This window comes from Arthrobacter sp. B10-11, from assembly GCF_033142195.1.
GTDB classification, from domain to species: domain Bacteria; phylum Actinomycetota; class Actinomycetes; order Actinomycetales; family Micrococcaceae; genus Arthrobacter; species Arthrobacter oryzae_C.
On the sequence record NZ_JAWMTH010000003.1, the window covers coordinates 490,885 to 511,740 of the forward strand.

The following is a 20,856-nucleotide window of genomic DNA, read 5'->3' on the forward strand; positions in this document are numbered from 1 at the left end:
TGTTTAGGCTTCTTCCCTGGACAGGCCGGTGCTGAGGTCTTTGGTCAGGGCGGCGACAGCGTCCACGCCGCCGTCGCGGATGGCGGCGACGAGCGCCGTGCCCACGATCACGCCGTCAGCGTAGGCCGCGATCTCGCGGACCTGGCCGGCGTTGGACACTCCGAGGCCGACGCACACGCGTTCCGCCCCGGCCGCGTGCGCTGCGGCGACGACGCCTTCGGCGGCACTGCTGACGGATGTGCGGGCACCGGTGACGCCCATGATGGACACGGCGTAGACGAAGCCGCGGCTGGCATCAACCGTGCGCTTCATGCGTTCCGGCGAGGACGACGGGGCCACAAGGAACACCCGGTCCAGTCCGTACTTGTCCGAGGCAGCCATCCACTCGGAGGCTTCGTCCGGAATCAGGTCAGGGGTGATGAGCCCGGCTCCCCCGGCTTCGGCCAGCCGGCGCGAGAATTCGTCCACGCCCATCCGGACCACCGGGTTCCAGTAGGTCATCACCAAAACGGCGGCGTCGGTCTTGCTGGTGATGCCGCGGACCACGTCGAAGACCTGCCGGACGTGGAAACCGTTGGCCAGCGCCTCGGTGGTGGCAGCCTGGATGACCTGGCCGTCCATGACCGGGTCGGAGTAAGGGATCCCGATTTCGATCAGGTCGGCGCCGTTTTCGGCCAGCGCGATGCCTGCCGCGATGGTCTGTTCCACATCGGGGTAGCCGGCCGGCAGATAGCCGATGAGGGCCGCCCGCCCTTCAGCGCGCGCCTTGTCGATGGCGGCGGCCGATTTGCTGGTGCTGGTGATGTCCTGAACGCCGGTCACAGCTGTTCCCCTTCTTTGCCGATTTCGGCCTCAACGGAATCCTTGTCCAACAGGTCGAACCATTCAGCGGCCGTGGCCACGTCCTTGTCGCCGCGGCCGGAGAGGTTGACGACGACGATCTTGCTGTCCGCGGGCTGCCCTTCGGCCTCCGCTTCGGCCGCGAGGCGCTGGCCCACCTTGATGGCGCCGGCCAGGGCGTGGGCGGATTCGATGGCGGGGATGATGCCTTCGGTCCGGCACAGGAGCCGGAAGGCGTCCATGGCTTCGGCGTCGGTGATGGGTTCGTAGCTGACCCGGCCGATGTCCGCCAGGTAGGCGTGCTCGGGGCCGACTCCGGGGTAGTCCAGGCCTGCGGAGATGGAGTGCGACTCGATGGTCTGCCCGTCGTCGTCCTGCATCAGGTAGGAACGCGCGCCGTGCAGCACGCCGGGCTTGCCCAGCGTGATGGTGGCGGCGTGGCGTCCGGTATCCACGCCGTCGCCGCCGGCCTCGAAGCCGAAGATCCTGACCGAGGGGTCGTCCAGGAATCCGTGGAAGATGCCGATCGCGTTGGAGCCGCCGCCGATGCAGGCGCAGACCGCGTCAGGGAGCCGGCCGGTCTGTTCCAGGATCTGGGCGCGGGCTTCCTCGCCGATGACCTCGTGGAAATACCGCACCATCGCCGGGAAAGGGTGGGCTCCGGCGGCCGTGCCGAGCAGGTAGTGGGTGTGGTCGACGTTGGCCACCCAGTCACGGAGTGCCTCGTTGATGGCATCCTTGAGGGTCTGCGATCCGCTGGTCACGGGGATGACCGTGGCACCCAGGAGCTCCATGCGGGCCACGTTCAGTGCCTGGCGGCGGCAGTCCTCGGCGCCCATGTACACCACGCACTCCAGGCCCAGCAGGGCGGCCGCGGTTGCGCTGGCCACTCCGTGCTGGCCGGCTCCGGTCTCGGCAATCACGCGGGTCTTGCCCATGCGCTTGGCGAGCAGGGCCTGGCCCAGGACGTTGTTGATCTTGTGCGAACCGGTGTGGTTCAGGTCCTCGCGCTTGAGGAAGACGCGGACGCCGCCGGCGTGCCCGGCGAAGCGCTTGGCCTCGGTGAGCAGGGACGGGCGGCCGGAGTAGTTCTTGTTCAGGTCCTTGATCTGGGCGACGAACTCCGGGTCGGCCTTGGCCTTCTCGAAGGTGTCTTCCAGCTCGTCCAGGGCCGCGATGAGGGATTCGGGCATCCAGCGCCCGCCGTAGGAGCCGAAGTACGGGCCCGGCGCGTGGCGCAGGGACCGGTCTCCTTGCAGAAATGCGTCCGCGGTGCCCTCATCAGAGCCGGTTGTTGGCGCGTCGACCATCGGTCTCACCATCCTGTTCCACTGTTCATAAGAAAATTCGGATGGCGCCCGGCGTCAGCGGTCTGCCGCCGGGCGCCCCGGTCGTCAGACCCGTGCTGCGATGGCTTCTGCCCCGGCAGCGGTAAATTCGGCAATCCGCTCGCGCGGGGTTGCATCGCTCACCAGCGCTTCACCCACCAGCACGGCGTTGGCGCCGTTCGCGGCGTAGTGCCGGACGTCGTCCGCGCCGCGGACTCCGGATTCGGCAACAATGACCGCTTCCGGCGGGATGCCGCCGGCGAGGGAGGCAAACACGGAACGGTCGACGTCGAGCGTCTTGAGGTTGCGGACATTCACGCCAATGATCCGGGCGTCAGCCGCGACGGCGCGTTCGATCTCCTCCGCCGTGTGCGTCTCCACCAGCGCGTTCATGCCCAGTTCACGGGTGAGCTGGCTGAAGCCGCGCAGCTCAGAGTCACTCAGCGACGCGACGATCAGAAGCACCAGGTCCGCGCCGTGCGCACGCGCTTCCCAGATCTGGTACTCGTCCACCGTGAAGTCCTTGCGGAGCAGCGGCACATCAACGGCTTTCCGGACGGCGTCCAGGTCGGCGAGGGACCCGCTGAACCGGCGTTGTTCGGTGAGGACGCTGATGACGGAAGCGCCGCCGTCGGCGTACTGGACTGCCAGCTCGGCAGGATCCGCGATGCTCGCCAGATCGCCCTTGGAGGGGCTGCGCCGCTTGATTTCGGCAATGACCTTCAGCTGGTTCCGCGGCGAGACGTTCCCGCCGAGGGCAGCCCAGGCATCGCGCGCGGGCGCGGCCGCTGCGGCGCGGTCCTTCAGTTCGGCGAGGGACACCAGGCGCCGGCGGGCCTCCATGTCCTCCCGTGCACCGGCATTGATGTCATCGAGAACAGTCACTGCTAGTGGCCGGAGTTCTTCAGCTTGCTGCCGTCCACGCCGTAGCCGGCCTTGCGCATGATCCAGCCGAGCAGCAGGCCGATCACCATGACTGCGGCGCCGGCGATGAAGATGGGGGTGCTGGCGATGACAAAGGCGATGGACGCAATGAGGGCGCCCACCAGCATGACGATCACGCACGTCCACGCTGCCGGGCTGTTGCCGTGGCCGAGGTCTGCACTGTGGTCGACGCCGGTGTTGACGTTCCGGGCAGCAGCGGATTTGGATGCGGAAACAGTGGCTTTGCTCATGGAAATCTCCTCAGGATGAATACTGGTTACATTCTGCCATTTTTTGGCGGTGCCTTGGACATCGGCGGGCCGGCCTAGGTGGGGTCGTCGCCCCGGGACAGCCTGTCCCAGCTGTCGATCTCATCCGCGGGGCCCTCCGGGGCGCCGGCCGTGCCGGCCGTCGCGGCGTCATATTTAGTGCGCGTCTTCCAATGGCGTCCGGCCGGAATGATCAACAGGGCTCCGAGTCCCAGCAGGACACCGGCGACGACGGCGAGTGCCGGGAATGCGGAAACGCTCACCTGGACGCTGCTTCCGGTGATGCCGGTGGCTGCAGCGATGGACCCCTGGGCGGCGGCCAGCGGATCCGTCATCACCGTCACCGCGGCGGTCACGATGCCAACTGACGCCAGGACAATGATCGCCGTAATGATCCAGCGCGCAATCCGCCCCGCGATCGAGGCAGCGAGGCCGCCTGCCAGCGCGACGAGTGCCAGCGCGGTGACGGTGGTCGCCGCTTTGCTGCCCTGCACCTGCAGGCCGTCCTGGCTGTTGACCGCCTGGCCCAGCTGGGCCGGATCCAGATGCACGGTCAGCCATGTCTGCGTGGTGGTGCCGAAAACCGCCAGGGCCAACGCCGCAATGACCAGGACCAGCGTCGACTTCCGCGCCCACACCGGAGCACCTGTCCGGCTGGCCGCCGGCCTGCCCTTTTTGTCCTCGGTGACGCCGTCTTCCATGACACCCATCAACTGCCCGGGCTCTGGCTGGCTGAGCTGCCCGCGGCATCTCCGGACTCCGTAAGGGAGTCGGCAGTGATGTTGTGCAGGGAGCCGGCCGTGTGGACGGCGCGCAGCGGCGCGGCCGCCTTGTTGACCGTTTCGAGGGCTTCGGTCGGGTTGACGGAATCGGCCACGATGCCGCCGCCGGCCTGGACGTAGGCTCGTCCCTCCCGGAGCAGGGCGGAACGGATGGCGATGGCCATGTCCATGTCCCCGGCGAAGTCCAGGTAGCCCACCACGCCGCCATAGATGCCGCGGCGGTGCGGTTCCAGCTCATCCAGGAGCCGGAGCGCGCGCGGCTTGGGGGCTCCGGAGAGCGTTCCTGCCGGGAACGTTGCCTTCAGGACGTCGTAGGCCTTCGCGGTGGGAGCAAGCCTGCCGACCACTGTGGAAACCAGGTGCATGATGTGGCTGAAACGCTCCACCTCCATGAACTGCGTGACGTCCACCGTGCCGGCAACGCACACCTTGGAGAGGTCGTTGCGGGACAGGTCCACGAGCATGAGGTGTTCGGCGCGTTCCTTCTGGTCGGCCAGCAACTCCTCTGCGAACGCCTTGTCCGCCTCCACGGTCTTGCCCCTGGGGCGGGAGCCTGCGATCGGGTGGGTGATGACTTCCTCGCCGGTGACCGTCACGAGGGCTTCCGGTGACGAACCCACGATGGAGTACTGCCGGCCGGCGGCGTCCTCGAGGCTGAAGATGTACATGTACGGGCTGGGATTGGTGTTCCGCAGCACCCGGTACACGTCGAGCGGATCCGCGCCGCACTCCATTTCGAAACGGCGGGAAATCACCACCTGGAACACTTCACCGTCCACGATCGCTTCCTTGCCGCGATCCAGGGCAGCAAGGTAGTCGGGCTCGTTCCAGCGTTCCTGGACACTGGAGGCGAAGTCCAGGGCGGCGGGCTCCAGCACGGAAATCGGCTGCTCAACCGGCGTGCTGACCTTGGCAAGCAGTGCCTTGACCCGGGCGACGGCGTCGTACCAGGCCTCGTCCACGCGCTCGGAGCTGTTGTCGAAGTTGATGGCGTTGGCGATCAGCAGGACGGTGCCGTCCATGTTGTCGTGCACAGCCATGTCGGTAACCAGGTTGAGGGCCAGTTCCGGCAGTTCCAGGTCGTCTTCGGGCGGGCTGGTGAGTTTCTCCCAGTGCCGCACGGTCTCCCAGCCGAGGAAACCGACCAGGCCCGAGGTGAAGGGCGGCAGGCCGTCGAAGCGGTCGGTGCGCAGAGCCTCCACGGTGTCCCTGATGGCATCCACCGGGTTCCCGTCCACGGGAACGCCCGCGGGGGGTTCGCCCAGCCAGTGCGCCTGGCCGTCCTTGGTGGTCAGCGTGGCACGGGATTTGGCGCCGATGAACGAATAGCGGGACCATGAACCGCCCACGGCCGCGGATTCCATCAGGAAGGTGCCGGGCTGGCCGTTCGCCAGCTTCCGGTAGAGCCCGATGGGCGTCTCCGCGTCGGCCAGTACCTTCAACCGGACGGGGATGACGCGGCTGTGGCTGGCGAGTTCCCGGAATTCTTCGAGGCCCGGGCTGATGATTCCAAGGTCCTGCATGGCTATGGTTCTCCGCCTGTTCTTGTGTAATGCCTGAAACGTGTGGATGGGTGTCCGGCGCTGCGCCCGGCCTGGCCGGTGTTAGCCGGCGTTTTCGCTGGCGCTTTCGCTGGCGCCGGCCTGGCCGGGGACCACCGACAGCCCGCGGCCGTCGAAGCAGGTCCGCGTGCCCGTGTGGCAGGCCGCGCCGACCTGGTCAACCCGGACCAGGAGGGCGTCGCCGTCGCAATCCAGTGCAACGGACTTCACCCACTGCACATGGCCGGAGGTATCGCCCTTGCGCCAGTACTCCTGGCGGGAACGGGAGTAGAACGTCACCCTCCCCGTGGTCATGGTGCGCCGCAGCGCCTCGTCGTCCATCCAGCCGAGCATCAGCACCTCGTTGGTGTCGAACTGCTGGACGATGGCAGCCACGAGGCCGGCGCCGTCGCGCTTGAGGGCGTCCGCCACGTCGGCAGGCAGGACGGGGGGTACTGGTTGCACGGGGGCAGGGGCGGGGGCGGGCTGCTCAGACATCAGACCAAGTCTAGTGCCTCACCGCAGTGTGACGATCAGGGGTCAAATTGGCAGCGCTTCCACTGCGCAACTCGCGGCCTCTCGTGCTAGTTTCTCAAGTGATGCATTTCGTCGATCCGTCCCGAGAAGTCCTGGCCGAGACCCTGCTGGCGGCCGGTCCTGACTCCCCCACGCTCTGCAGGGGCTGGCACACGCGTGACCTCGCCGCGCACCTTTACCTGCGCGAACGCAAGGCCGGGGTGGGGCTTGGCCTGATCATCAAGAGCCTGGCGAAGGCCTCTGACGAGGCCACCGCAAAGCTGGCGGCCAAACTCAAGACTCCCGAGGACTACACCCGGCTGGTGAACACCTTCCGCGGCGGCCCTCCGGCACTGTCGCCGTTAAGGATCAAGGCCCTGGCCGAGAGCTCCAACCTCATTGAGTACTTCGTGCACACCGAAGACGTCCGCCGCGCCGTGGACCGTTGGGCTCCGCGGGCTCTGGACGAGGAATACTCCGACGCACTGTGGGACGAACTCATCAAGCGCGCGGCCATCCTGTACCGGGGAGTGGACCTGGGAATCGTGCTGGTGCGCCCCTCCGGTCCCCGCCATGTGGCCAAACGGGCGCCCGTCTCGGTGGCCATCGTTGGCGAGCCCGGTGAGCTGCTGATGCACGCCCACGGGCGCACCCGCCATGCGCTGGTGACCTTCGAAGGCCAGCCGGACGCCGTCGCGCTTCTCCAGTCAGCCGAAGTCGGTCTCTAGCAGCCCGCCCCCGGCGGGCCGGAAGTCCGCCTAGCGGACTTCGAAGCCCGCCTCACGGATGGCCGTCTTGACCCGCGAAATCATGTCCAGCGGACCGAAGTGGAAGATCGACGCCGCCAGGACGGCATCCGCCCCGGCCGCGACGGCGGGCGGGAAGTGTTCGGGCTTGCCTGCCCCGCCGGAGGCGATGATCGGCACCTTGACGGCGGCGCGGACCAGGCGGATCAGTTCGATGTCGAAGCCGTCCTTCGTGCCGTCGGCATCAATGGAGTTGAGCAGGATCTCGCCAACGCCGCGGTCCGCGGCTTCACGTGCCCACTCGATGGCGTCAATCCCGGTCCCCTGCCGGCCGCCGTGTGTGGTCACTTCAAAACCTGACGCCGTGGGGTCGGAACCGGGCCGGGTGCGCCGGGCATCCACGGACAGCACCAGGACCTGCGAACCGAAGTGCCGCGTGATTTCATCGATGACGTCGGGCCGGGCAACGGCAGCCGTGTTGATGGAGGCCTTGTCCGCTCCGAAACGCAGCAGCTTGTCCACCTCGGCCACACCGCGGACGCCGCCGCCGACGGTGAGCGGGATGAAGACTTCCTCGGCGGTGCGGCGGACCACGTCAAAGGTGGTCTCGCGGTTGCCCGAGGAGGCTGTCACATCCAGGAAGGTCAGTTCGTCCGCTCCGCCGTTGTCGTAGCGGTGCGCCAGTTCCACGGGGTCACCGGCGTCGCGGAGGCCTTCAAAGTTGATGCCCTTGACCACGCGGCCGGCGTCAACGTCCAGGCACGGGATGACGCGCACTGCTACAGCCATGATTTCTCCTGAGGATTTGCTGGTGGGAGATTCGGTGGGGTCCGCCGGAGACTGGCCGCTCGACGACGGGCCCGGGTCAGATCCGGCAGGCGTGGATGCTGCTGACCAGGATGGCGCGGGCGCCCAGGTCATAGAGTTCGTCCATGATCCGGTTGGTTTCCCTCTTGGGCACCATGGACCGGACGGCAACCCACTCCGAGTCGCGCAGCGGCGAGACCGTGGGTGATTCCAGGCCGGGTGTCAGCGCCGCTGCCTGCTCCACCAGTTCCTTGCGGATGTCATAGTCCATCAGGACGTACTGCCGAGCAACCAGCACGCCCTGCAGGCGGCGGATCAGGACCTCGATTTCCTTGGCCGTGCCGTTCGCGGCGCCTTCCTGGCCAACGCGGCGGATCAGCACCGCTTCCGACTTCAGGATCGGTTCGCCGAAGATTTCCATCCCGGCCGCCTTGAGCGTGTTCCCGGTTTCGACGACGTCGGCAATCGCGTCCGCGACGCCGAGCCGCACCGATGATTCGACGGCGCCGTCCAGGCGGACCACCTTGGCGTTAATGCCGCGTTCGGCCAAGTAGCCGCGGAGGAGGCCGTCGTAGCTGGTGGCGAGGCGCTTGCCTTCGAGCTCTTCCACCTTGGTGAAGTCGCCTACCGGTCCGGCGAACCGGAACGTCGAGGCAGCAAAGCCCAGCGGCAGCAGTTCCTCGGCCTCCACCTCGGCGTCGAGGAGCAGGTCGCGGCCGGTGATGCCGACGTCGAGCGTTCCCCGGCCCACGTACACGGCGATGTCGCGCGGGCGGAGGAAGAAGAATTCAATGTCGTTGTCCGGGTCCACCATGACCAGTTCGCGGGTGTCGCGGCGCTGGCGGTAGCCGGCTTCGGACAGCATGGCCGAAGCCGCTTCGGACAGGGATCCCTTATTGGGGACGGCAACTCGCAGCATGAGGGTCTTTCTGGGTTAGGAAGTCTTGGTTACAGGCATCGGCCACGCTCAGCATGGCTACAGATGCTTGTAGACGTCTTCCAAGGTGAGGCCTTTGGCGAGCATCAGAACCTGCAGGTGGTACAGAAGCTGGGAGATTTCCTCGGCGGCGGCTTCGTCGGATTCGTATTCGGCAGCCATCCACACTTCGGCGGCTTCCTCCACGACCTTCTTGCCGATGCCGTGGACTCCGGACTCCAATTCTGCGACGGTGCGGGAGCCTGCCGGACGGGTGGCTGCCTTCTCACTCAGTTCTGCGAACAGCGTCTCGAAATTCTTCACGCCCTCCAGCCTACTTGCTCCGGGCCTGACCCCGCCTGTCGGGCCGTTCCATGACGGCGCCGATGTGAGGTATTGCACAGGTCCGGAGCAGGTGGCGGAGCGGTTAGCTGTACTGCTTCAGCGTCACGGCGGTGGCCAGTGCAGCGGTGACTGCCTCGTGGCCCTTGTCTTCCTTGGACCCCGGCAGGCCCGCACGGTCCAGGCCCTGCTGCTCGGTGTCGCAGGTGAGTACGCCGAAGCCCACGGGAACGCCGGTGTTGACGCTGACGTCGGTCAGTCCCATGGTGGCCGCCTCGCAGACGTACTCGAAGTGCGGCGTCCCGCCGCGGATCACGACGCCGAGTGCCACTACTGCGTCGAAGTGCTTGGCCAGCCGGGCGGCCGCCACGGGGAGTTCAAAGCTTCCCGGTACCCGGAGCACGGTCGGTTCGCTGATTCCGGCATCTTTGGCGGCACGGAGGGCTCCGTCCAGGAGCCCGTCCATGATCTGGGTGTGCCAGCTCGCGGCCACAATGGCCAGCTTCAGCTGCGACGTCTCCGCCGGGTTGAGGGTTGTGAGGTCAATCTCCGGTGCGCCGTGTCCACTCATCTAAGTCTCCTGGTTCGTTCCTGTTGGGGGTCAGTCTTGTTCGTGCTGGAAGGGGCCCTGGCCGGCGGCCGGCACCGCCGTCACCGGTTCCCCGCCCTGGAGGTCCAGGGTGAGCCGGTGGTCCATCCGGTCCTTCTTGGTCTGCAGGTAGCGGATGTTCTGTTCCCGCGAGGGAACTTCGGTGGGAACCATTTCAACCACCGTGACGCCGGCCTCCGCCAGCCGGTTCTGCTTGTCCGGGTTGTTGCTCAGCAGGCGCACTTCGTGCAGTCCGAGCTCGGCCAGGATCTGCGCGGCGGCGTTGTAGCAACGGGCATCCACCGGAAGGCCGAGCTGCTCGTTGGCTTCGACAGTGTCGAAGCCGGCTTCCTGCAGGGCGTAGGCCTTGATCTTGTTGGCAAGGCCAATACCGCGGCCCTCCTGACCGCGCAGGTACAGCAGCGTGCCGCCTTCCTCGCTGATCTTTTCCAGGGCGTAGGCCAGCTGTTCGCCGCAATCGCAGCGGTAGGACCCGAAAACGTCGCCTGTCAGGCACTCCGAGTGCAGCCGCACCAAGGGAGCTGTGCCGTCCACGGGCGGGATCGGTGAGCTGACCGCGAGGTGCTCAGCACCTGTCACCAGATCGGTCCAGGCCTGGGCCACGAAGGTCCCGAATTCGCTGGGCAGCTGGACGACGGGTCCGCCGCTCACCGGATGCGGCCGGCGACCTGCCTTCGTGTCTTTTTGTGCCTCTGAAGCCGTCATCGCATCTCCTCATTCCCCGCCGGGACCGGCGCCTGTCCGGCGGGCCCGGCTGCGTCCAAATATGACACCAGATCCTCGATCGAGATCAGCGGGCATCCATGTTCAGCAGCGAAGCCGCGAAGTCCGTCCAGGCGCATCATCTCTCCGTTGTCGTACACTACTTCGGCGATCACGCCCACGGGCTCCAGGCCGGCAAGCCGGCACAGGTCCACGGCCGCTTCGGTGTGGCCCGGGCGCTCACGCACTCCACCGTTAACGGCCCGCAGCGGAAAAACATGCCCGGGACGGGTGATCGATTCCGGGCGGCTCGCGGGGTCAGCCAGCACCCGGGCGGTGAGGGCCCGGTCCGTCGCGGAAATCCCGGTGCTGACGCCCACCGCAGCATCGCAGGAAACCGTGTAGGCGGTGCCCTTGGCGTCTTCGTTGACGGCTACCATCGGCGGCAGCAGCAGGGCATCCGCCCGGGCTCCGTCGAGCGGAACGCAAATCACGCCGGAACTGTAGCGGACGGTCCAGCCCATCAGTTCCGGGGTGGCGTGCTGGGCGGCAAAGATGATGTCGCCTTCGTTTTCACGGTCCTCGTTGTCCACTACGAGGACCGGACGGCCGGCAGACATGGCCCGGACGGCGTCTTCGATCGGGTCCAGGACCCGGTCTGCTGCCACCCGGAGGGCGGTCGTATTCTTGACGTGGCTCACTTGGATTCCCCCGTTCCGGCTGCGACGTTGGCTGTTCCAGCGCCGCTGGCGAACGCGAGCAGTCGCTCGGTGTACTTGGCCAGCACATCAACTTCGAGATTGACGCGGCCGCCGAGGTCCTTGGCACCCAGGCCGGTTTCGGCCAGCGTGGTGGGGATGAGGCCCACCTCGAACCACGGGGCCGCTTCAGCGGCGTCGCTGACTGCAGTGACGGTGAGGGAGACGCCGTCGACGGCGATGGAGCCCTTTTCAGCGATGTAGCGGGCGAGCCTCGGTGGCACTCCGAACCGCAGGCGGTCCCAGTTGCCCAGCGCCTCGCGCTCGAGGAGTTCGCCGACGCCGTCCACATGCCCCTGGACAACATGCCCGTCCAGGCGCCCGCCGGCCGGAACGCAGCGTTCCAGGTTCACGGCGTCGCCCGCTTCGAGCTCACCGATGGTGCTGCGTACCAGCGTCTCGCCCATGACGTCGACGCTGAATTCCTTGCCGACAATGGCCGTCGCGGTCAGGCATACGCCGTTGACGGCCACAGAGCCGCCGAGCGCCAGCCCCTCTGTACTGCCGGGTGCATGCAGTCGCACCGTGGCGCTGACGTCGCCGTCGCGTTCCACGGACAGGACCTTGCCCTGTTCGGCAATAATTCCGGTAAACATCAGTTGCCTCCTGTGGCGGTACCCGCGCCGGTGCGGTGCGGTAAGGATTCGGGTGAGCTGGTGACGGGTGAAAAAAGTTCGCGGAGGGGCGCAGCCGCCGTCGCGGCTGCCGGGGCAGGTTCGGCCGCTTCAGCCGGCCGGGCAGTTGTGGCCGCAGGTTCGGCGTGCCCCGGGAAGAGGTGGAGCCTCAGGTCCCGGCCGAGGGTCTGCACGGCTCCCCCGGATGCCTCATCCCATTCCCAGGCCTGTGCATCGGCCAGGGTGGTGATGCCGAGGTCGCCGAGGGCGGCCGTGCCGGATCCGAGAAGGGTGGGCGCCAGGTAAACGATGAGCTCGTCCACGAGTCCCGCGGCGAGGAAAGCGCTCAAGATCCGCGAGCCTCCTTCCACCATGAGGTGGCGGACACCGGCGGAGAAGAGCTGCGCCAAGGCCTCGTGCGGATCCCGGGTGGGCAGGTGCATCACGCGGCCGTCATCGCCGTGGATGGCGGCGTCGTCGGGGATTCCGCGCAGCCCCATCACGGCCCGCAGCGGCTGGCTGCCTGCCGTCTCGCCCGACGCATCCCGTGCGGTAAGCCTTGGATTATCCACTAGGAGTGTCTGCGTGCCCACCAGGATGGCGTCCACGCGGCTGCGGAGCCCGTGATTGTCGGCGAGGGATTCCGGGCTGGAAATCCACTGGCTGGTGCCGTCCGCCGCGGCGATGCGGCTGTCCAGGGTCTGGGCGATGTGGAGGGTGACGAAGGGACGCTGGCCCAGTACGGCTTCAAACCAGCGGCGGTTCAGCTCGAACGCTGCACGCGCGGCCAACCCGGAACGCACGCTGACCCCTGCGGCCCGCAGCGTTGCGGCTCCCCCGGCAGCGGGATCATGGGGATCGTCCACGGCGTACACCACTGACGTGATGCCCGCGTCAATGATGGCCTGGGCGCAGGGCCCGGTTCGTCCGCAATGGTTGCAGGGTTCCAGGGTGACCACCATGGTGGATCCGGCCAGATCGATGCCCTTCATGCCGGCCTGGGCTATGGCGTCAGCTTCTGCGTGCGCCGTTCCGGCCCCGCGGTGGTATCCCGTGACCAGTTGCCGGCCGTCGGGTCCGACGACGACGGCGCCCACCAGCGGGTTTGCCCCGCGGGGGCCGAGGAGCGCAGCGGCGAGAGCTGCCTCCATGGCATCGATCTCGGCTGCACTGAACATGGCTGTTGTCGGCGGCGTCAAAGCGTTCGTCGTTCCTTCCCTCGAGAACCGCGTAGGCTCCGGGGGTATACGACAGCGCAATACCGCACAGCCCAAGGGTCAGTGCAGTAACAGCTGTACGTGCTTCTCTCATCCAGACTTTAACTGTCGGTACCGGAATTTCACCGGTTCAACCGTCCGCCGGACCAGTTCCTGGAGAGGATCTGTGCCGGCTCGCGGGTCGCGGACTATCACCGCCGGTTCGGACTTACACCGACCCCGGAGCACGTAGTGTGTGTTGTTATTCTGTCACAACTGACTGGTGGGTCCTGCTATTCCCGCCGGACGCCGTCATGATTCCGAAACAGAGCGCGTTCCGGCCGAAACCGGGCGGGTCCCGGCTGCCCGGAGGCGGTCGATCGCCGTCGCGGGGTCCTCCGCGCCATAGACGGCGGAGCCAGCCACAAAAACGTTGGCTCCCGCTTCTGCCGCCCGGACGATGGTCTCCTCGGTGATGCCGCCGTCCACCTGGAGTGCCACTCCGGTTCCGGATCCGTCGATCGCTGCCCGGGCGCGCCTGATCTTGGGGAGCGTCAGGTCGAGGAACGACTGGCCGCCGAAGCCGGGTTCCACGGTCATGATCAGCAGGAGGTCCAGTTCCGACAGCATGTCCAGGTACGGCTCCACCGGGGTGCCGGGGCGCAGGGCCATTCCGGCTTTCGCCCCGCGTGCGCGGAGCTCCCGTGCCAGTTTGATGGGGGCGATTGAGGCTTCAACGTGGAACGTCACGGAGGCGAGCCCCGCGTCGGCGTAGGCGGGGGCCCAGCGGTCTGCATCGGCGATCATGAGGTGCGCGTCCAGCGGCACCGGGCTCACGGCCTGGATGCGCTGGACCACGGGCAGGCCGAGGGTCAGGTTCGGCACAAAGTGGTTGTCCATGACGTCAACGTGGACGGCATCGGCGTTGCTGATTCTGCGCAGCTCCGCCTCCAGGTTGACGAAGTCTGCGGAGAGGATGCTGGGGTTGATGCAGCACTGAGCCATGTGGGCTCCTTTCACGAAAGGCGGAGCGGTCAGGGTTTCTTATGGATGAGGGCCAGGAACATGGCGTCTGTCCGGTGGACGTGGGGCCACAGCTGGGCTGTCAGTTCGTGCCCGGCGCCAAGGTGTCCGGGCAGGCTGACTTTGTCGAGGGCGGCGCCGGCGTCGAGCAGTTCCAGGTCGTCGCGCTTGCGCAGCGCGTCGGAGACGACGGCGGTGGTCTCGGCCGGGTGCGGCGAGCAGGTCACGTAGGCCACCACGCCGCCGGGCCGGACAGCGTCCAGTGCCGACTTCAGCAGTTCGCGCTGGAGCGGGCCGAGGTCCGCAAGGTCCTTGGGCGTGCGCCGCCACCTGGATTCGGGCCTGCGCCGCAATGCACCGAGTCCGCTGCACGGGACGTCGACGAGCACGCGGTCGAACGTCCCCGCCATTTCAGCGCCTACGTCGCGGCCGTCTCCGGTCCGGACATGCCAGACCTCATGCGGGACCGCGGACAGAGCCTGCCGCACCAGCTTGGCACGGTGCGGGGCGGGTTCATTGGCCAGGAGGGTGGCGCCCTGCTGCCGGGCAAGGGCGCCCAGCAACGCAGCCTTGCCGCCCGGTCCGGCGCACAGGTCCAGCCATTTCTCGCCGCCCTGGCCGGCGGACTGCGCCTCCGCGCGGTTCAGTTCCACGGCGGCCATTGCCCGGGCTACCAGCTGCGAGCCGACATCCTGCACCCGCGTGCTGCCGTCACGGACTGACGCCAGGCGGCCCAGGTCTCCTCCGCTGGAGAGCGCCGAGCCTTCCACGAGTTCACCGGAGGTGGCGCCGCTCTCCAGGGCCTCGTCCAGGGTCCCCAGGCCGGGGAGGGCCACGAGGTTGACCACCGGGGCGGCGTTGTCCGCCTCGAGGAGTTCATTGATTTCAGTGACCGGCCGGCCGTGCGCCACGAGTGACTGCCTGAGGGCGCGGACAATCCATTCCGGGTGGGCGTAGCGGATGGAGGCGATCCGCGTGTCGTCCTGCTCGTCGCTGAGGAGCAGCTCCAGCCACTCCTCAAGGGTGTGGGCTGAGACCTTCCGCAGGACCGCATTGATCAGGGCGGACGGCCCGGCGCCAATGACGGCCCGGGCAAGTCCCACGGTCTGGTCCAGTGCCGCGTGGGCGGGAACGCGCATGGCCAGCAGCTGGTGGGCGCCGATCCGCAGGGCATCGAGGATGGCGGGATCCAGCTGGTCCAGCGGCCGGTCAACACAGCGGGCCAGAACGGCGTCATAGGTCCCCTGGCCACGCAGCGCCCCGTAGCTCAGCTCAGTGGCGAAGCCGGCGTCCCGCTTATCCAGCCCGTGGTGGCGGATCCGGGCCGGCAGGACCAGGTTTGCGTAGGCGTCTTCCGAAGCAACCGCCCGCAGCACCTCAAAAGCCACCAGGCGGGCCGGATCGGCACGCCGCGTGCGCTGGGAAGGAGCGTTCTCGCTGAAGTTCCGCTTGGGACCGCGGTTGCGCTCCCGGCCCTGGGCATCCCGCTGGCTGCCGTCCCGGCCACGGCCACGGCCGGAAAATCCGCCGGACTGCCCGCCGGCTCCTGCTCCGCCGCCGCTTGCGTTCCCCCGCTGGGGGCCCCTGCCGCGGCCGCTGCCGCCTGTGCCGGACTCGCTCATTCGAATACCACGCCTTCCAGTGCTGCCTGTCCGCGCGCCCAGTCGGCGGCGGCCATCATCTTCTTGCCCGAGGGCTGTATGCGCGTCAGCTCCACCGGGTGCGACCCCGTGCCTACCAGAACGCTTTTCCCGTCGGGCAGTACGTGTCCCGGCCTCAGTGCCGGAGCGTCGGGCCGGAGCACAACGGGCTCGAGTTTGACCCGTTGTCCGTCCAAGGTGGTCCACGCGCCGGGTTCAGGCGTCACGCCGCGCGCCCTGCGCCCGAGGGCGAGGGCGGGTTCGCGCCAGTTGATCCGGCCGTCGTCGAGGCCCAGTTTGGGCGCCAGGGATACGTCGCCTGACTGCGGAACAGCTACCGCGCGGCCCGCTTCGATCGCCGACAATGTCTGGGCGAGCAGCACCGCGCCGCTGTGCGAGAGCCGCTCCAGGAGTTCTCCGGAGGTGTCATCGGGGCGGACCGCCTCGGTGAGGGTGCCGAATACAGGACCGGTATCCAGCCCTTCTTCGAGGAGGAACGTCACGGCTCCGGTGATGTCGTCGCCGGCCATGACGGCGCGCTGCACGGGGGCGGCACCGCGCCAGGCGGGGAGCAGGGAGAAGTGCAGGTTGATCCAGCCGTGCCGGGGAATGTCCAGCGCCGCGCGCGGAATGAGGCCTCCGTAGGCCACGATGGCCGCGGCATCCGGCGCCGTGGCCGCGATCCTCGCCGTGACTTCCGCGTCCACCCTGGCGGCATGGATCACCTCAATGCCCAGTTCGGCGGCCCGCGCGGCAACGGGCGACGGCGTGAGCACGCGTTTGCGTCCGATCGGTGCGTCCGGCCGGGTCAGGACGGCTACGACGTCAAAGCCTGCCTGGACCAATGCATCCAGGGAGGGCACTGCGACAGCGGGAGTCCCGGCGAAGAGAACCCTCACTCGGCAGCGCCAAAGCTGCCGCCGCCGAAGCTGCCGCCCCCGAAACTGGATCCCACGGTCTTTGCCCGCTTCGACGTCGTCCGTTCGGTGATGGCGTCGTAGTTGGCATTGCGGATGGAACGCAGGGCGGACTTGCGGTCTTCGCCTTCGAGCCGGTCGGTGAAGAGGATGCCGTCCAGGTGGTCTGTTTCATGCTGGAAGCAGCGGGCCAGCATGCCCTCGCCCTCCACGGTGACGGGGTTTCCCTGCAGGTCGACGCCGGTGACCCGGGTGGCCCGGCGCCGGCGGACAGGAAAGCCAAGGCCCGGGATGGAAAGGCAGCCCTCCACCTCATCGGGCTGGAAGTCCTCGCTGTTTTCGAGCACCGGGTTAATGATGTGCCCTTCCACTCCGTCGATGCGGTACGTGAAGACCCTCTTGCTGACGCCTACCTGGGGCGCGGCCAGCCCTGCGCCGTCGACGTCCTCCATAGTCTCGGTCATGTCTGCAACGAGTTTCGCGAGTTCCGGCCCGAATTCCGTCACGGGATCGGCAACTGTGCGCAGCACAGGGTCGCCGATGATGCGGATATTCAAAATGGCCATGTGCAATCTGTCCTTCGGTGAGCTCTACGGAATAGGCGGTGGGATCCAGTCCAGTTTAGTGGGCCGGCTACCTGCCGGGCACAGCCTGAAGTTCGGGCGCCGGTGCAGAGCCTGACGATGCAGTCACCGGCGGCGGCGCCACCGGGAGCAGCGCCGTTCCGGCACTGACAGTGTCGGCTGACATCTCCCAGACCCGCCGGAGGGCGCAGAACTTCCACCAGTGGTGCTTGAGCACATCCGGGTTGGCCCGCATCGGCCGCACCTCTGTCTGCCCGATGGCGACCGCCAGCAGGATGGGTGATTCGCCGTGCCGCCAGGGCTCCCATTCCCCGGCGACGGGATCCACGAGGCTTTCTTCGGCCTTCATGCCCGCCACCAGTTGCATCACCACTTTGTCGTCCAGCGGCTTGACGGTTCCGTCCCGGGTGGTGCCCTTGGTCTTGTAGTCGATGATGCAGGTCCGGCCGTTGATTTTGGCGACAAGGTCAAGGGTTCCCGCGTAGCCCACGGTCTTGTTCCAGACGGTGACTTCCGGAGCCACGGGCTCCACGCCGAAGAGTTCCCACCACTCATCGAAGCGCGCCGCGAAGGCTTCCTCGCCGTTGGCTGCCAACGCCTCCCGCATTTCCTTCATCTGATGAGGCCGGCCGAGCGCCCTGAGCGCAACCTGTTCGCAGTAGTTGTGCACACGGTCACCGCGCTTGGCGGCGTCGTCGCGGTATGCCTCCGCGGCTTTGGCGGCCCGGCTGACCGCCTGCCGGACCTTGGCAGGACTTCCCAGGATGCCGGGCAGCAGCGGATCGCTGGCCAGACTGTTCGCCCCCATGTAGCCGAACCAGCCATCCAGGCCGTGCGGCTGCTGGCCGATGACCGTGGTGATGGACGGGACGGAAAACGACTCGGATGTTGAGCGCGCATACATCCGCCCGTATTCCGTGGCGTGGGCAAGGAGTGGATCAGTCATGCAAACACTCTTTCATGAAGGGCTGACAGGATTGCGCCTGCGCTGGCAAGGCCGGAAAAGCGAAATGGCCCGCTCCGCTGGGTCAGCGGAACGGGCCATTCATTGGTGGGCGATACTGGGTTCGAACCAGTGACCTCTTCGGTGTGAACGAAGCGCGCTACCACTGCGCCAATCGCCCCAATGCCATTGAATGCTAGCCCACCCCGGCGCCATTTGGAAATCGGACGACCGGGCACCGGATTGCGCGGCTGCAGCAGTCGACCGTGAGGGCCTCGGCGCCCGGGGCCGGCAGGCGGCCATCGGGCGCCTGCCGCGGAATACGGACCGCATACACAACACCGGAAGCCGGTGAATTACAACCCTGTAATTAGGAAAAACCCCTAGATTTCAAGGAAGCAGGGCCGTCGGGCGTCCGTGACGACTCCCCGATTTGTAAGTTGCCGGAACCTCCTATAGAGTTCTTACTCGTTGGAACGCGAGGAAATGCCGAATGCGGCACGGAAATGCTGACAATAATGCGGACGTAGCTCAGCTGGTAGAGCACCACCTTGCCAAGGTGGATGTCGCGAGTTCGAATCTCGTCGTCCGCTCGCAGGACACTGTCATGGCAAAGGTTCCCAGGAACCTGGCTTACACGGTGGGTTGGCCGAGAGGCGAGGCAGCGGCCTGCAAAGCCGTATACACGGGTTCGAATCCCGTACCCACCTCGGTGAAAACCTTGGTATCCGGTTCATCCCGGAGAACATTTGGGCGATTGGCGCAGCGGTAGCGCGCTTCCCTGACACGGAAGAGGTCACTGGTTCGATCCCAGTATCGCCCACCAGAGTAAGGAAACTTGCTTGTTGTTGAACGTCCGGTCCTGCCGGTACGTGCTTCATGTGCGGACGTAGCTCAGCTGGTAGAGCACCACCTTGCCAAGGTGGATGTCGCGAGTTCGAATCTCGTCGTCCGCTCTCTTTTCTTTAATCCCGTAAAACCCCGGCTACTCCGGGCCCGGGCGATTGGCGCAGCGGTAGCGCGCTTCCCTGACACGGAAGAGGTCACTGGTTCGATCCCAGTATCGCCCACCACGAAGCAGCTCTCCGGAGCTGCTTTTTTTGCTGCCCGGATCCGGGCCCAGGCACACTGAATAGGGCACCAGGACCCTAGACAACTCCCGGCGCGTGCCCTTGGCACGCCCAGGGACTCGGGCTAGGATCGAAAGCGGAGGAGCGATCTGGCTCCGCGACAGAAGGGAGGTGCCCGTGGGTATTCTTGACGATCTAAAGGGCAAGGCTCAGCGACTGGTTGGTGGCAATGAACAAGCCATCAAGGACGGCATCGGCAAAGCCGGTGATTTCATCGACTCAAAGACCGGCGGAAAGTACGCCGGCAAGATCGATACCGTTCAGAAAGGCGCAGCCGGCCTCGTGGATAAGGTCGACAACAGGCCGAAAACGGACCCCGTCGTCGAACAACCTCCCGTCGCCGGAGAGCCCCCTGTAACCGGTGAACCCCGGCAGCAGGGCCTCTAACCCAGGAACGTCAGCGAGGTGCCGGTCCCGCCGAGAGGCGGCGCCGGCACCTTTGGCGTTTAAGGGCGGCGCTCAAAGACTAGGACGGTTCGTGGTTCTGCCCTTCGCGGGCCAGCGCCGTCAGCCGGGACACCGCCCGGTAGTACTTCTTGGTGTAACCGCCGTTCATCATTTCTTCGGTGAAGAGCTGATCGAACGGAACGCCGCTGGCGAGGATGGGCACGTCCTTGTCGTACAGCCGGTCCGCCAGCACGACGAACCGGAGGGCCACTGCCTGCTCGGTGATGGTTTCAACATCACGCCACACCACGCCTTCGATGCCGGCCAGGAGTTGCCGGTACCGGCTGGGGTGGACGCCCGCGAGATGGTTGATAAGGGTCTTGAAATCGTCCCGGGCCACGGTCTTGCCGTGGAATTCCGCCTGCATATGGTGCGTCAGCTCGTCGTTCTTCAACGGAGCCGGCGCCGCCGGGAGTCCGCGGTGGCGGAAGTCTTCGCCGTCGATCCTCACCACGTCGAACTGGTCTGCCAGCACCTGGATCTCGCGCTGGAAATCGACCGCCGCGAACCGTCCGTCTCCCAGTGAACCGGGGAGCGTATTGGAGGTGGCGGCCAGCTTGACCCCGGCGTCCGCCAGTTCCCGCATCAGCCGGGACATCAGCACCGTGTCGCCCGGATCGTCGAGTTCGAACTCGTCGATGCAGACGAGCTTGTAGCTGCTCAGCGCCTCAACGGTCTTGCGGAAGGAGAGGGCCCCTACCAGGTTGGTGTACTCCACAAAGGTGCCGAACGCCTTGGGCCCGGGGGCCGCGTGCCACAGCGAGGCCAGCAGGTGCGTCTTGCCCACGCCGAAGCCGCCATCCAGATAGATGCCGGCACGCGAATTGTCCTTCTTCGCAAACAGCTTCTTGAACAGTCCGGAGCTTCCGTTGGCGCCGACGCCGGTCGCGAACGATTCCAGCGCCGTGACCGCCCCCGCCTGGCTGGGCTGTGAGGGGTCGGGGCGGTAGCTGCCAAAGGACACCTCACCGAACCGCGGGGAGGGATAAAAGCCCTTGAGGAGTTCATCCACGGATACTGACGGTGTCCGCGCGGAGAGCTGTTCGATCTGTACCAAGGTGGTCCGTTCTGCTGGTCTCGTGTCCCCAGAAAGAATACCGGCAATGCGGCATCGGCCTATTAACGCGGCGAGCGCACGTGACCAAGGGCATATTTCGCCTTGTGAACGCAGTGGCGCAATACTGCCGGGGCGTGGCTAGTGTTGGAACTGGCCCGGCCGCAGCGACGCCTCCCGGTGGCAAGGGGCCCCTGACCGTTTCAGCTTGACCGTTTCAGTGAAAG

Annotated in this window: 23 protein-coding genes, 6 tRNA genes and 1 riboswitch; of the genes, 7 read left to right on the forward strand and 22 right to left on the reverse strand. The window is 66.8% G+C overall.

The window, feature by feature from the left end; translation table 11 throughout:
• Positions 1 to 3 precede the first annotated feature (3 nt).
• From trpA to hisI, 7 genes are all read right to left on the reverse strand, one after another.
• A complete protein-coding gene (trpA, locus tag RW112_RS12125) occupies positions 4 to 822 on the reverse strand; it encodes a tryptophan synthase subunit alpha (RefSeq protein WP_317781976.1) in 819 nt (272 codons plus the stop codon).
• Complete coding sequence (trpB, locus tag RW112_RS12130; protein WP_317781977.1) at positions 819 to 2,150, reverse strand: tryptophan synthase subunit beta; 1,332 nt, start codon at positions 2,148 to 2,150, stop codon at positions 819 to 821. Before trpB ends, trpA begins: the two co-directional genes overlap by 4 nt.
• Positions 2,151 to 2,234: 84 nt before the next feature.
• On the reverse strand, positions 2,235 to 3,053 hold the full coding sequence (gene trpC, locus RW112_RS12135) for an indole-3-glycerol phosphate synthase TrpC (RefSeq protein WP_317781978.1): 819 nt from the start codon (positions 3,051 to 3,053) through the stop codon (positions 2,235 to 2,237).
• 2 nt (positions 3,054 to 3,055) lie between these two features.
• The gene (locus RW112_RS12140) at positions 3,056 to 3,343 is read right to left on the reverse strand and encodes an HGxxPAAW family protein (RefSeq protein WP_305940610.1); all 288 of its coding nucleotides are present in this window, start codon (positions 3,341 to 3,343) and stop codon (positions 3,056 to 3,058) included.
• Between the two features lie 74 nt (positions 3,344 to 3,417).
• Positions 3,418 to 4,062 (reverse strand): Trp biosynthesis-associated membrane protein, encoded by a 645-nt coding sequence (locus RW112_RS12145; protein ID WP_317782191.1) that lies wholly within the window; start codon positions 4,060 to 4,062, stop codon positions 3,418 to 3,420.
• 8 nt (positions 4,063 to 4,070) lie between these two features.
• Positions 4,071 to 5,666, reverse strand: a complete 1,596-nt coding sequence (locus RW112_RS12150) for an anthranilate synthase component I (RefSeq protein WP_317781979.1) — start codon at positions 5,664 to 5,666, stop codon at positions 4,071 to 4,073.
• 81 nt (positions 5,667 to 5,747) lie between these two features.
• On the reverse strand, positions 5,748 to 6,182 hold the full coding sequence (gene hisI, locus RW112_RS12155; RefSeq protein WP_317781980.1) for a phosphoribosyl-AMP cyclohydrolase: 435 nt from the start codon (positions 6,180 to 6,182) through the stop codon (positions 5,748 to 5,750).
• Between the two features lie 101 nt (positions 6,183 to 6,283).
• On the opposite strand from hisI, the gene RW112_RS12160 reads away from it, so the two are divergent.
• On the forward strand, positions 6,284 to 6,928 hold the full coding sequence (locus tag RW112_RS12160; RefSeq protein ID WP_317781981.1) for a TIGR03085 family metal-binding protein: 645 nt from the start codon (positions 6,284 to 6,286) through the stop codon (positions 6,926 to 6,928).
• A 30-nt stretch (positions 6,929 to 6,958) separates the two neighbouring features.
• Here the strand turns inward: RW112_RS12160 and hisF are convergent, their stop codons facing one another.
• The 14 genes from hisF to RW112_RS12230 all read right to left on the reverse strand — a co-directional run bounded on the left by hisF (position 6,959) and on the right by RW112_RS12230 (position 18,179).
• Positions 6,959 to 7,735 (reverse strand): imidazole glycerol phosphate synthase subunit HisF, encoded by a 777-nt coding sequence (gene hisF, locus RW112_RS12165; protein ID WP_317781982.1) that lies wholly within the window; start codon positions 7,733 to 7,735, stop codon positions 6,959 to 6,961.
• 76 nt (positions 7,736 to 7,811) lie between these two features.
• Positions 7,812 to 8,672 carry an ATP phosphoribosyltransferase gene (hisG, locus tag RW112_RS12170; RefSeq protein WP_317781983.1) on the reverse strand — a complete coding sequence of 287 codons (861 nt, stop codon included), beginning with the start codon at positions 8,670 to 8,672 and terminating at the stop codon, positions 7,812 to 7,814.
• A gap of 57 nt (positions 8,673 to 8,729) precedes the next feature.
• Positions 8,730 to 8,993, reverse strand: coding sequence for a phosphoribosyl-ATP diphosphatase (locus tag RW112_RS12175; RefSeq protein WP_028270786.1), 264 nt, complete (start codon positions 8,991 to 8,993; stop codon positions 8,730 to 8,732).
• A 103-nt stretch (positions 8,994 to 9,096) separates the two neighbouring features.
• Positions 9,097 to 9,582 (reverse strand): 6,7-dimethyl-8-ribityllumazine synthase, encoded by a 486-nt coding sequence (gene ribH, locus RW112_RS12180; protein WP_011691538.1) that lies wholly within the window; start codon positions 9,580 to 9,582, stop codon positions 9,097 to 9,099.
• Positions 9,583 to 9,612: 30 nt separating this feature from the next.
• Complete coding sequence (gene ribA, locus RW112_RS12185; RefSeq protein WP_317781984.1) at positions 9,613 to 10,326, reverse strand: GTP cyclohydrolase II; 714 nt, start codon at positions 10,324 to 10,326, stop codon at positions 9,613 to 9,615.
• Positions 10,323 to 11,024, reverse strand: a complete 702-nt coding sequence (ribB, locus tag RW112_RS12190; protein WP_317781985.1) for a 3,4-dihydroxy-2-butanone-4-phosphate synthase — start codon at positions 11,022 to 11,024, stop codon at positions 10,323 to 10,325. Before ribB ends, ribA begins: the two co-directional genes overlap by 4 nt.
• Positions 11,021 to 11,677: a riboflavin synthase gene (locus RW112_RS12195; protein ID WP_317781986.1), complete on the reverse strand. Its 657-nt coding sequence runs from the start codon at positions 11,675 to 11,677 to the stop codon at positions 11,021 to 11,023. Before RW112_RS12195 ends, ribB begins: the two co-directional genes overlap by 4 nt.
• Positions 11,677 to 12,873 (reverse strand): bifunctional diaminohydroxyphosphoribosylaminopyrimidine deaminase/5-amino-6-(5-phosphoribosylamino)uracil reductase RibD, encoded by a 1,197-nt coding sequence (gene ribD, locus RW112_RS12200; RefSeq protein ID WP_317782192.1) that lies wholly within the window; start codon positions 12,871 to 12,873, stop codon positions 11,677 to 11,679. Before ribD ends, RW112_RS12195 begins: the two co-directional genes overlap by 1 nt.
• Positions 12,874 to 12,989: 116 nt before the next feature.
• Positions 12,990 to 13,144: riboswitch (FMN riboswitch) on the reverse strand.
• 59 nt (positions 13,145 to 13,203) lie between these two features.
• Positions 13,204 to 13,896, reverse strand: a complete 693-nt coding sequence (rpe, locus tag RW112_RS12205) for a ribulose-phosphate 3-epimerase (protein ID WP_317781987.1) — start codon at positions 13,894 to 13,896, stop codon at positions 13,204 to 13,206.
• Positions 13,897 to 13,925: 29 nt separating this feature from the next.
• On the reverse strand, positions 13,926 to 15,536 hold the full coding sequence (locus RW112_RS12210) for an RsmB/NOP family class I SAM-dependent RNA methyltransferase (RefSeq protein ID WP_317781989.1): 1,611 nt from the start codon (positions 15,534 to 15,536) through the stop codon (positions 13,926 to 13,928).
• Entirely contained in the window at positions 15,533 to 16,453 is a 921-nt protein-coding gene (gene fmt / locus RW112_RS12215) for a methionyl-tRNA formyltransferase (RefSeq protein ID WP_317781990.1), read from the reverse strand. The genes RW112_RS12210 and fmt overlap by 4 nt, the downstream gene beginning before the upstream one ends.
• Positions 16,450 to 17,037, reverse strand: a complete 588-nt coding sequence (gene def, locus RW112_RS12220; RefSeq protein ID WP_317781991.1) for a peptide deformylase — start codon at positions 17,035 to 17,037, stop codon at positions 16,450 to 16,452. The genes fmt and def overlap by 4 nt, the downstream gene beginning before the upstream one ends.
• 67 nt (positions 17,038 to 17,104) lie before the next feature.
• Positions 17,105 to 18,001 (reverse strand): PD-(D/E)XK nuclease family protein, encoded by an 897-nt coding sequence (locus tag RW112_RS12225; protein WP_317781992.1) that lies wholly within the window; start codon positions 17,999 to 18,001, stop codon positions 17,105 to 17,107.
• Positions 18,002 to 18,104: 103 nt separating this feature from the next.
• A tRNA-Val gene (locus RW112_RS12230) sits at positions 18,105 to 18,179 on the reverse strand.
• 339 nt (positions 18,180 to 18,518) lie between these two features.
• Between RW112_RS12230 and RW112_RS12235 the strand changes: the two genes are divergently transcribed.
• The 6 genes from RW112_RS12235 (at position 18,519) to RW112_RS12260 (ending at position 19,515) form a co-directional block, all read left to right on the forward strand.
• Positions 18,519 to 18,591, forward strand: a tRNA-Gly gene (locus tag RW112_RS12235).
• 46 nt (positions 18,592 to 18,637) lie between these two features.
• Positions 18,638 to 18,708 (forward strand) — tRNA-Cys (locus tag RW112_RS12240).
• A gap of 41 nt (positions 18,709 to 18,749) precedes the next feature.
• Positions 18,750 to 18,824: transfer RNA gene (locus tag RW112_RS12245), tRNA-Val, on the forward strand.
• 57 nt (positions 18,825 to 18,881) lie between these two features.
• Positions 18,882 to 18,954 (forward strand) — tRNA-Gly (locus RW112_RS12250).
• Between the two features lie 42 nt (positions 18,955 to 18,996).
• Positions 18,997 to 19,071: transfer RNA gene (locus RW112_RS12255), tRNA-Val, on the forward strand.
• Between the two features lie 174 nt (positions 19,072 to 19,245).
• Positions 19,246 to 19,515 (forward strand): antitoxin, encoded by a 270-nt coding sequence (locus RW112_RS12260; RefSeq protein WP_317781993.1) that lies wholly within the window; start codon positions 19,246 to 19,248, stop codon positions 19,513 to 19,515.
• 79 nt (positions 19,516 to 19,594) lie between these two features.
• Here the strand turns inward: RW112_RS12260 and zapE are convergent, their stop codons facing one another.
• Positions 19,595 to 20,632, reverse strand: a complete 1,038-nt coding sequence (zapE, locus tag RW112_RS12265; protein WP_317781994.1) for a cell division protein ZapE — start codon at positions 20,630 to 20,632, stop codon at positions 19,595 to 19,597.
• Positions 20,633 to 20,856 lie beyond the last annotated feature (224 nt).

What these genes read in the sequence shown, in the direction of transcription:
- trpB (WP_317781977.1), bottom strand. Translation starts at nt 2,150, where the DNA reads ATGGTCGACGCGCCAACAACCGGCTCTGATGAGGGCACCGCGGACGCA.
- RW112_RS12140 (WP_305940610.1), bottom strand. Translation starts at nt 3,343, where the DNA reads ATGAGCAAAGCCACTGTTTCCGCATCCAAATCCGCTGCTGCCCGGAAC.
- RW112_RS12145 (WP_317782191.1), bottom strand. Translation starts at nt 4,062, where the DNA reads ATGGAAGACGGCGTCACCGAGGACAAAAAGGGCAGGCCGGCGGCCAGC.
- RW112_RS12150 (WP_317781979.1), bottom strand. Translation starts at nt 5,666, where the DNA reads ATGCAGGACCTTGGAATCATCAGCCCGGGCCTCGAAGAATTCCGGGAA.
- hisI (WP_317781980.1), bottom strand. Translation starts at nt 6,182, where the DNA reads ATGTCTGAGCAGCCCGCCCCCGCCCCTGCCCCCGTGCAACCAGTACCC.
- RW112_RS12160 (WP_317781981.1), top strand. Translation starts at nt 6,284, where the DNA reads ATGCATTTCGTCGATCCGTCCCGAGAAGTCCTGGCCGAGACCCTGCTG.
- hisF (WP_317781982.1), bottom strand. Translation starts at nt 7,735, where the DNA reads ATGGCTGTAGCAGTGCGCGTCATCCCGTGCCTGGACGTTGACGCCGGC.
- hisG (WP_317781983.1), bottom strand. Translation starts at nt 8,672, where the DNA reads ATGCTGCGAGTTGCCGTCCCCAATAAGGGATCCCTGTCCGAAGCGGCT.
- ribH (WP_011691538.1), bottom strand. Translation starts at nt 9,582, where the DNA reads ATGAGTGGACACGGCGCACCGGAGATTGACCTCACAACCCTCAACCCG.
- ribA (WP_317781984.1), bottom strand. Translation starts at nt 10,326, where the DNA reads ATGACGGCTTCAGAGGCACAAAAAGACACGAAGGCAGGTCGCCGGCCG.
- RW112_RS12195 (WP_317781986.1), bottom strand. Translation starts at nt 11,677, where the DNA reads ATGTTTACCGGAATTATTGCCGAACAGGGCAAGGTCCTGTCCGTGGAA.
- ribD (WP_317782192.1), bottom strand. Translation starts at nt 12,873, where the DNA reads ATGTTCAGTGCAGCCGAGATCGATGCCATGGAGGCAGCTCTCGCCGCT.
- rpe (WP_317781987.1), bottom strand. Translation starts at nt 13,896, where the DNA reads ATGGCTCAGTGCTGCATCAACCCCAGCATCCTCTCCGCAGACTTCGTC.
- RW112_RS12210 (WP_317781989.1), bottom strand. Translation starts at nt 15,536, where the DNA reads ATGAGCGAGTCCGGCACAGGCGGCAGCGGCCGCGGCAGGGGCCCCCAG.
- def (WP_317781991.1), bottom strand. Translation starts at nt 17,037, where the DNA reads ATGGCCATTTTGAATATCCGCATCATCGGCGACCCTGTGCTGCGCACA.
- RW112_RS12225 (WP_317781992.1), bottom strand. Translation starts at nt 18,001, where the DNA reads ATGACTGATCCACTCCTTGCCCACGCCACGGAATACGGGCGGATGTAT.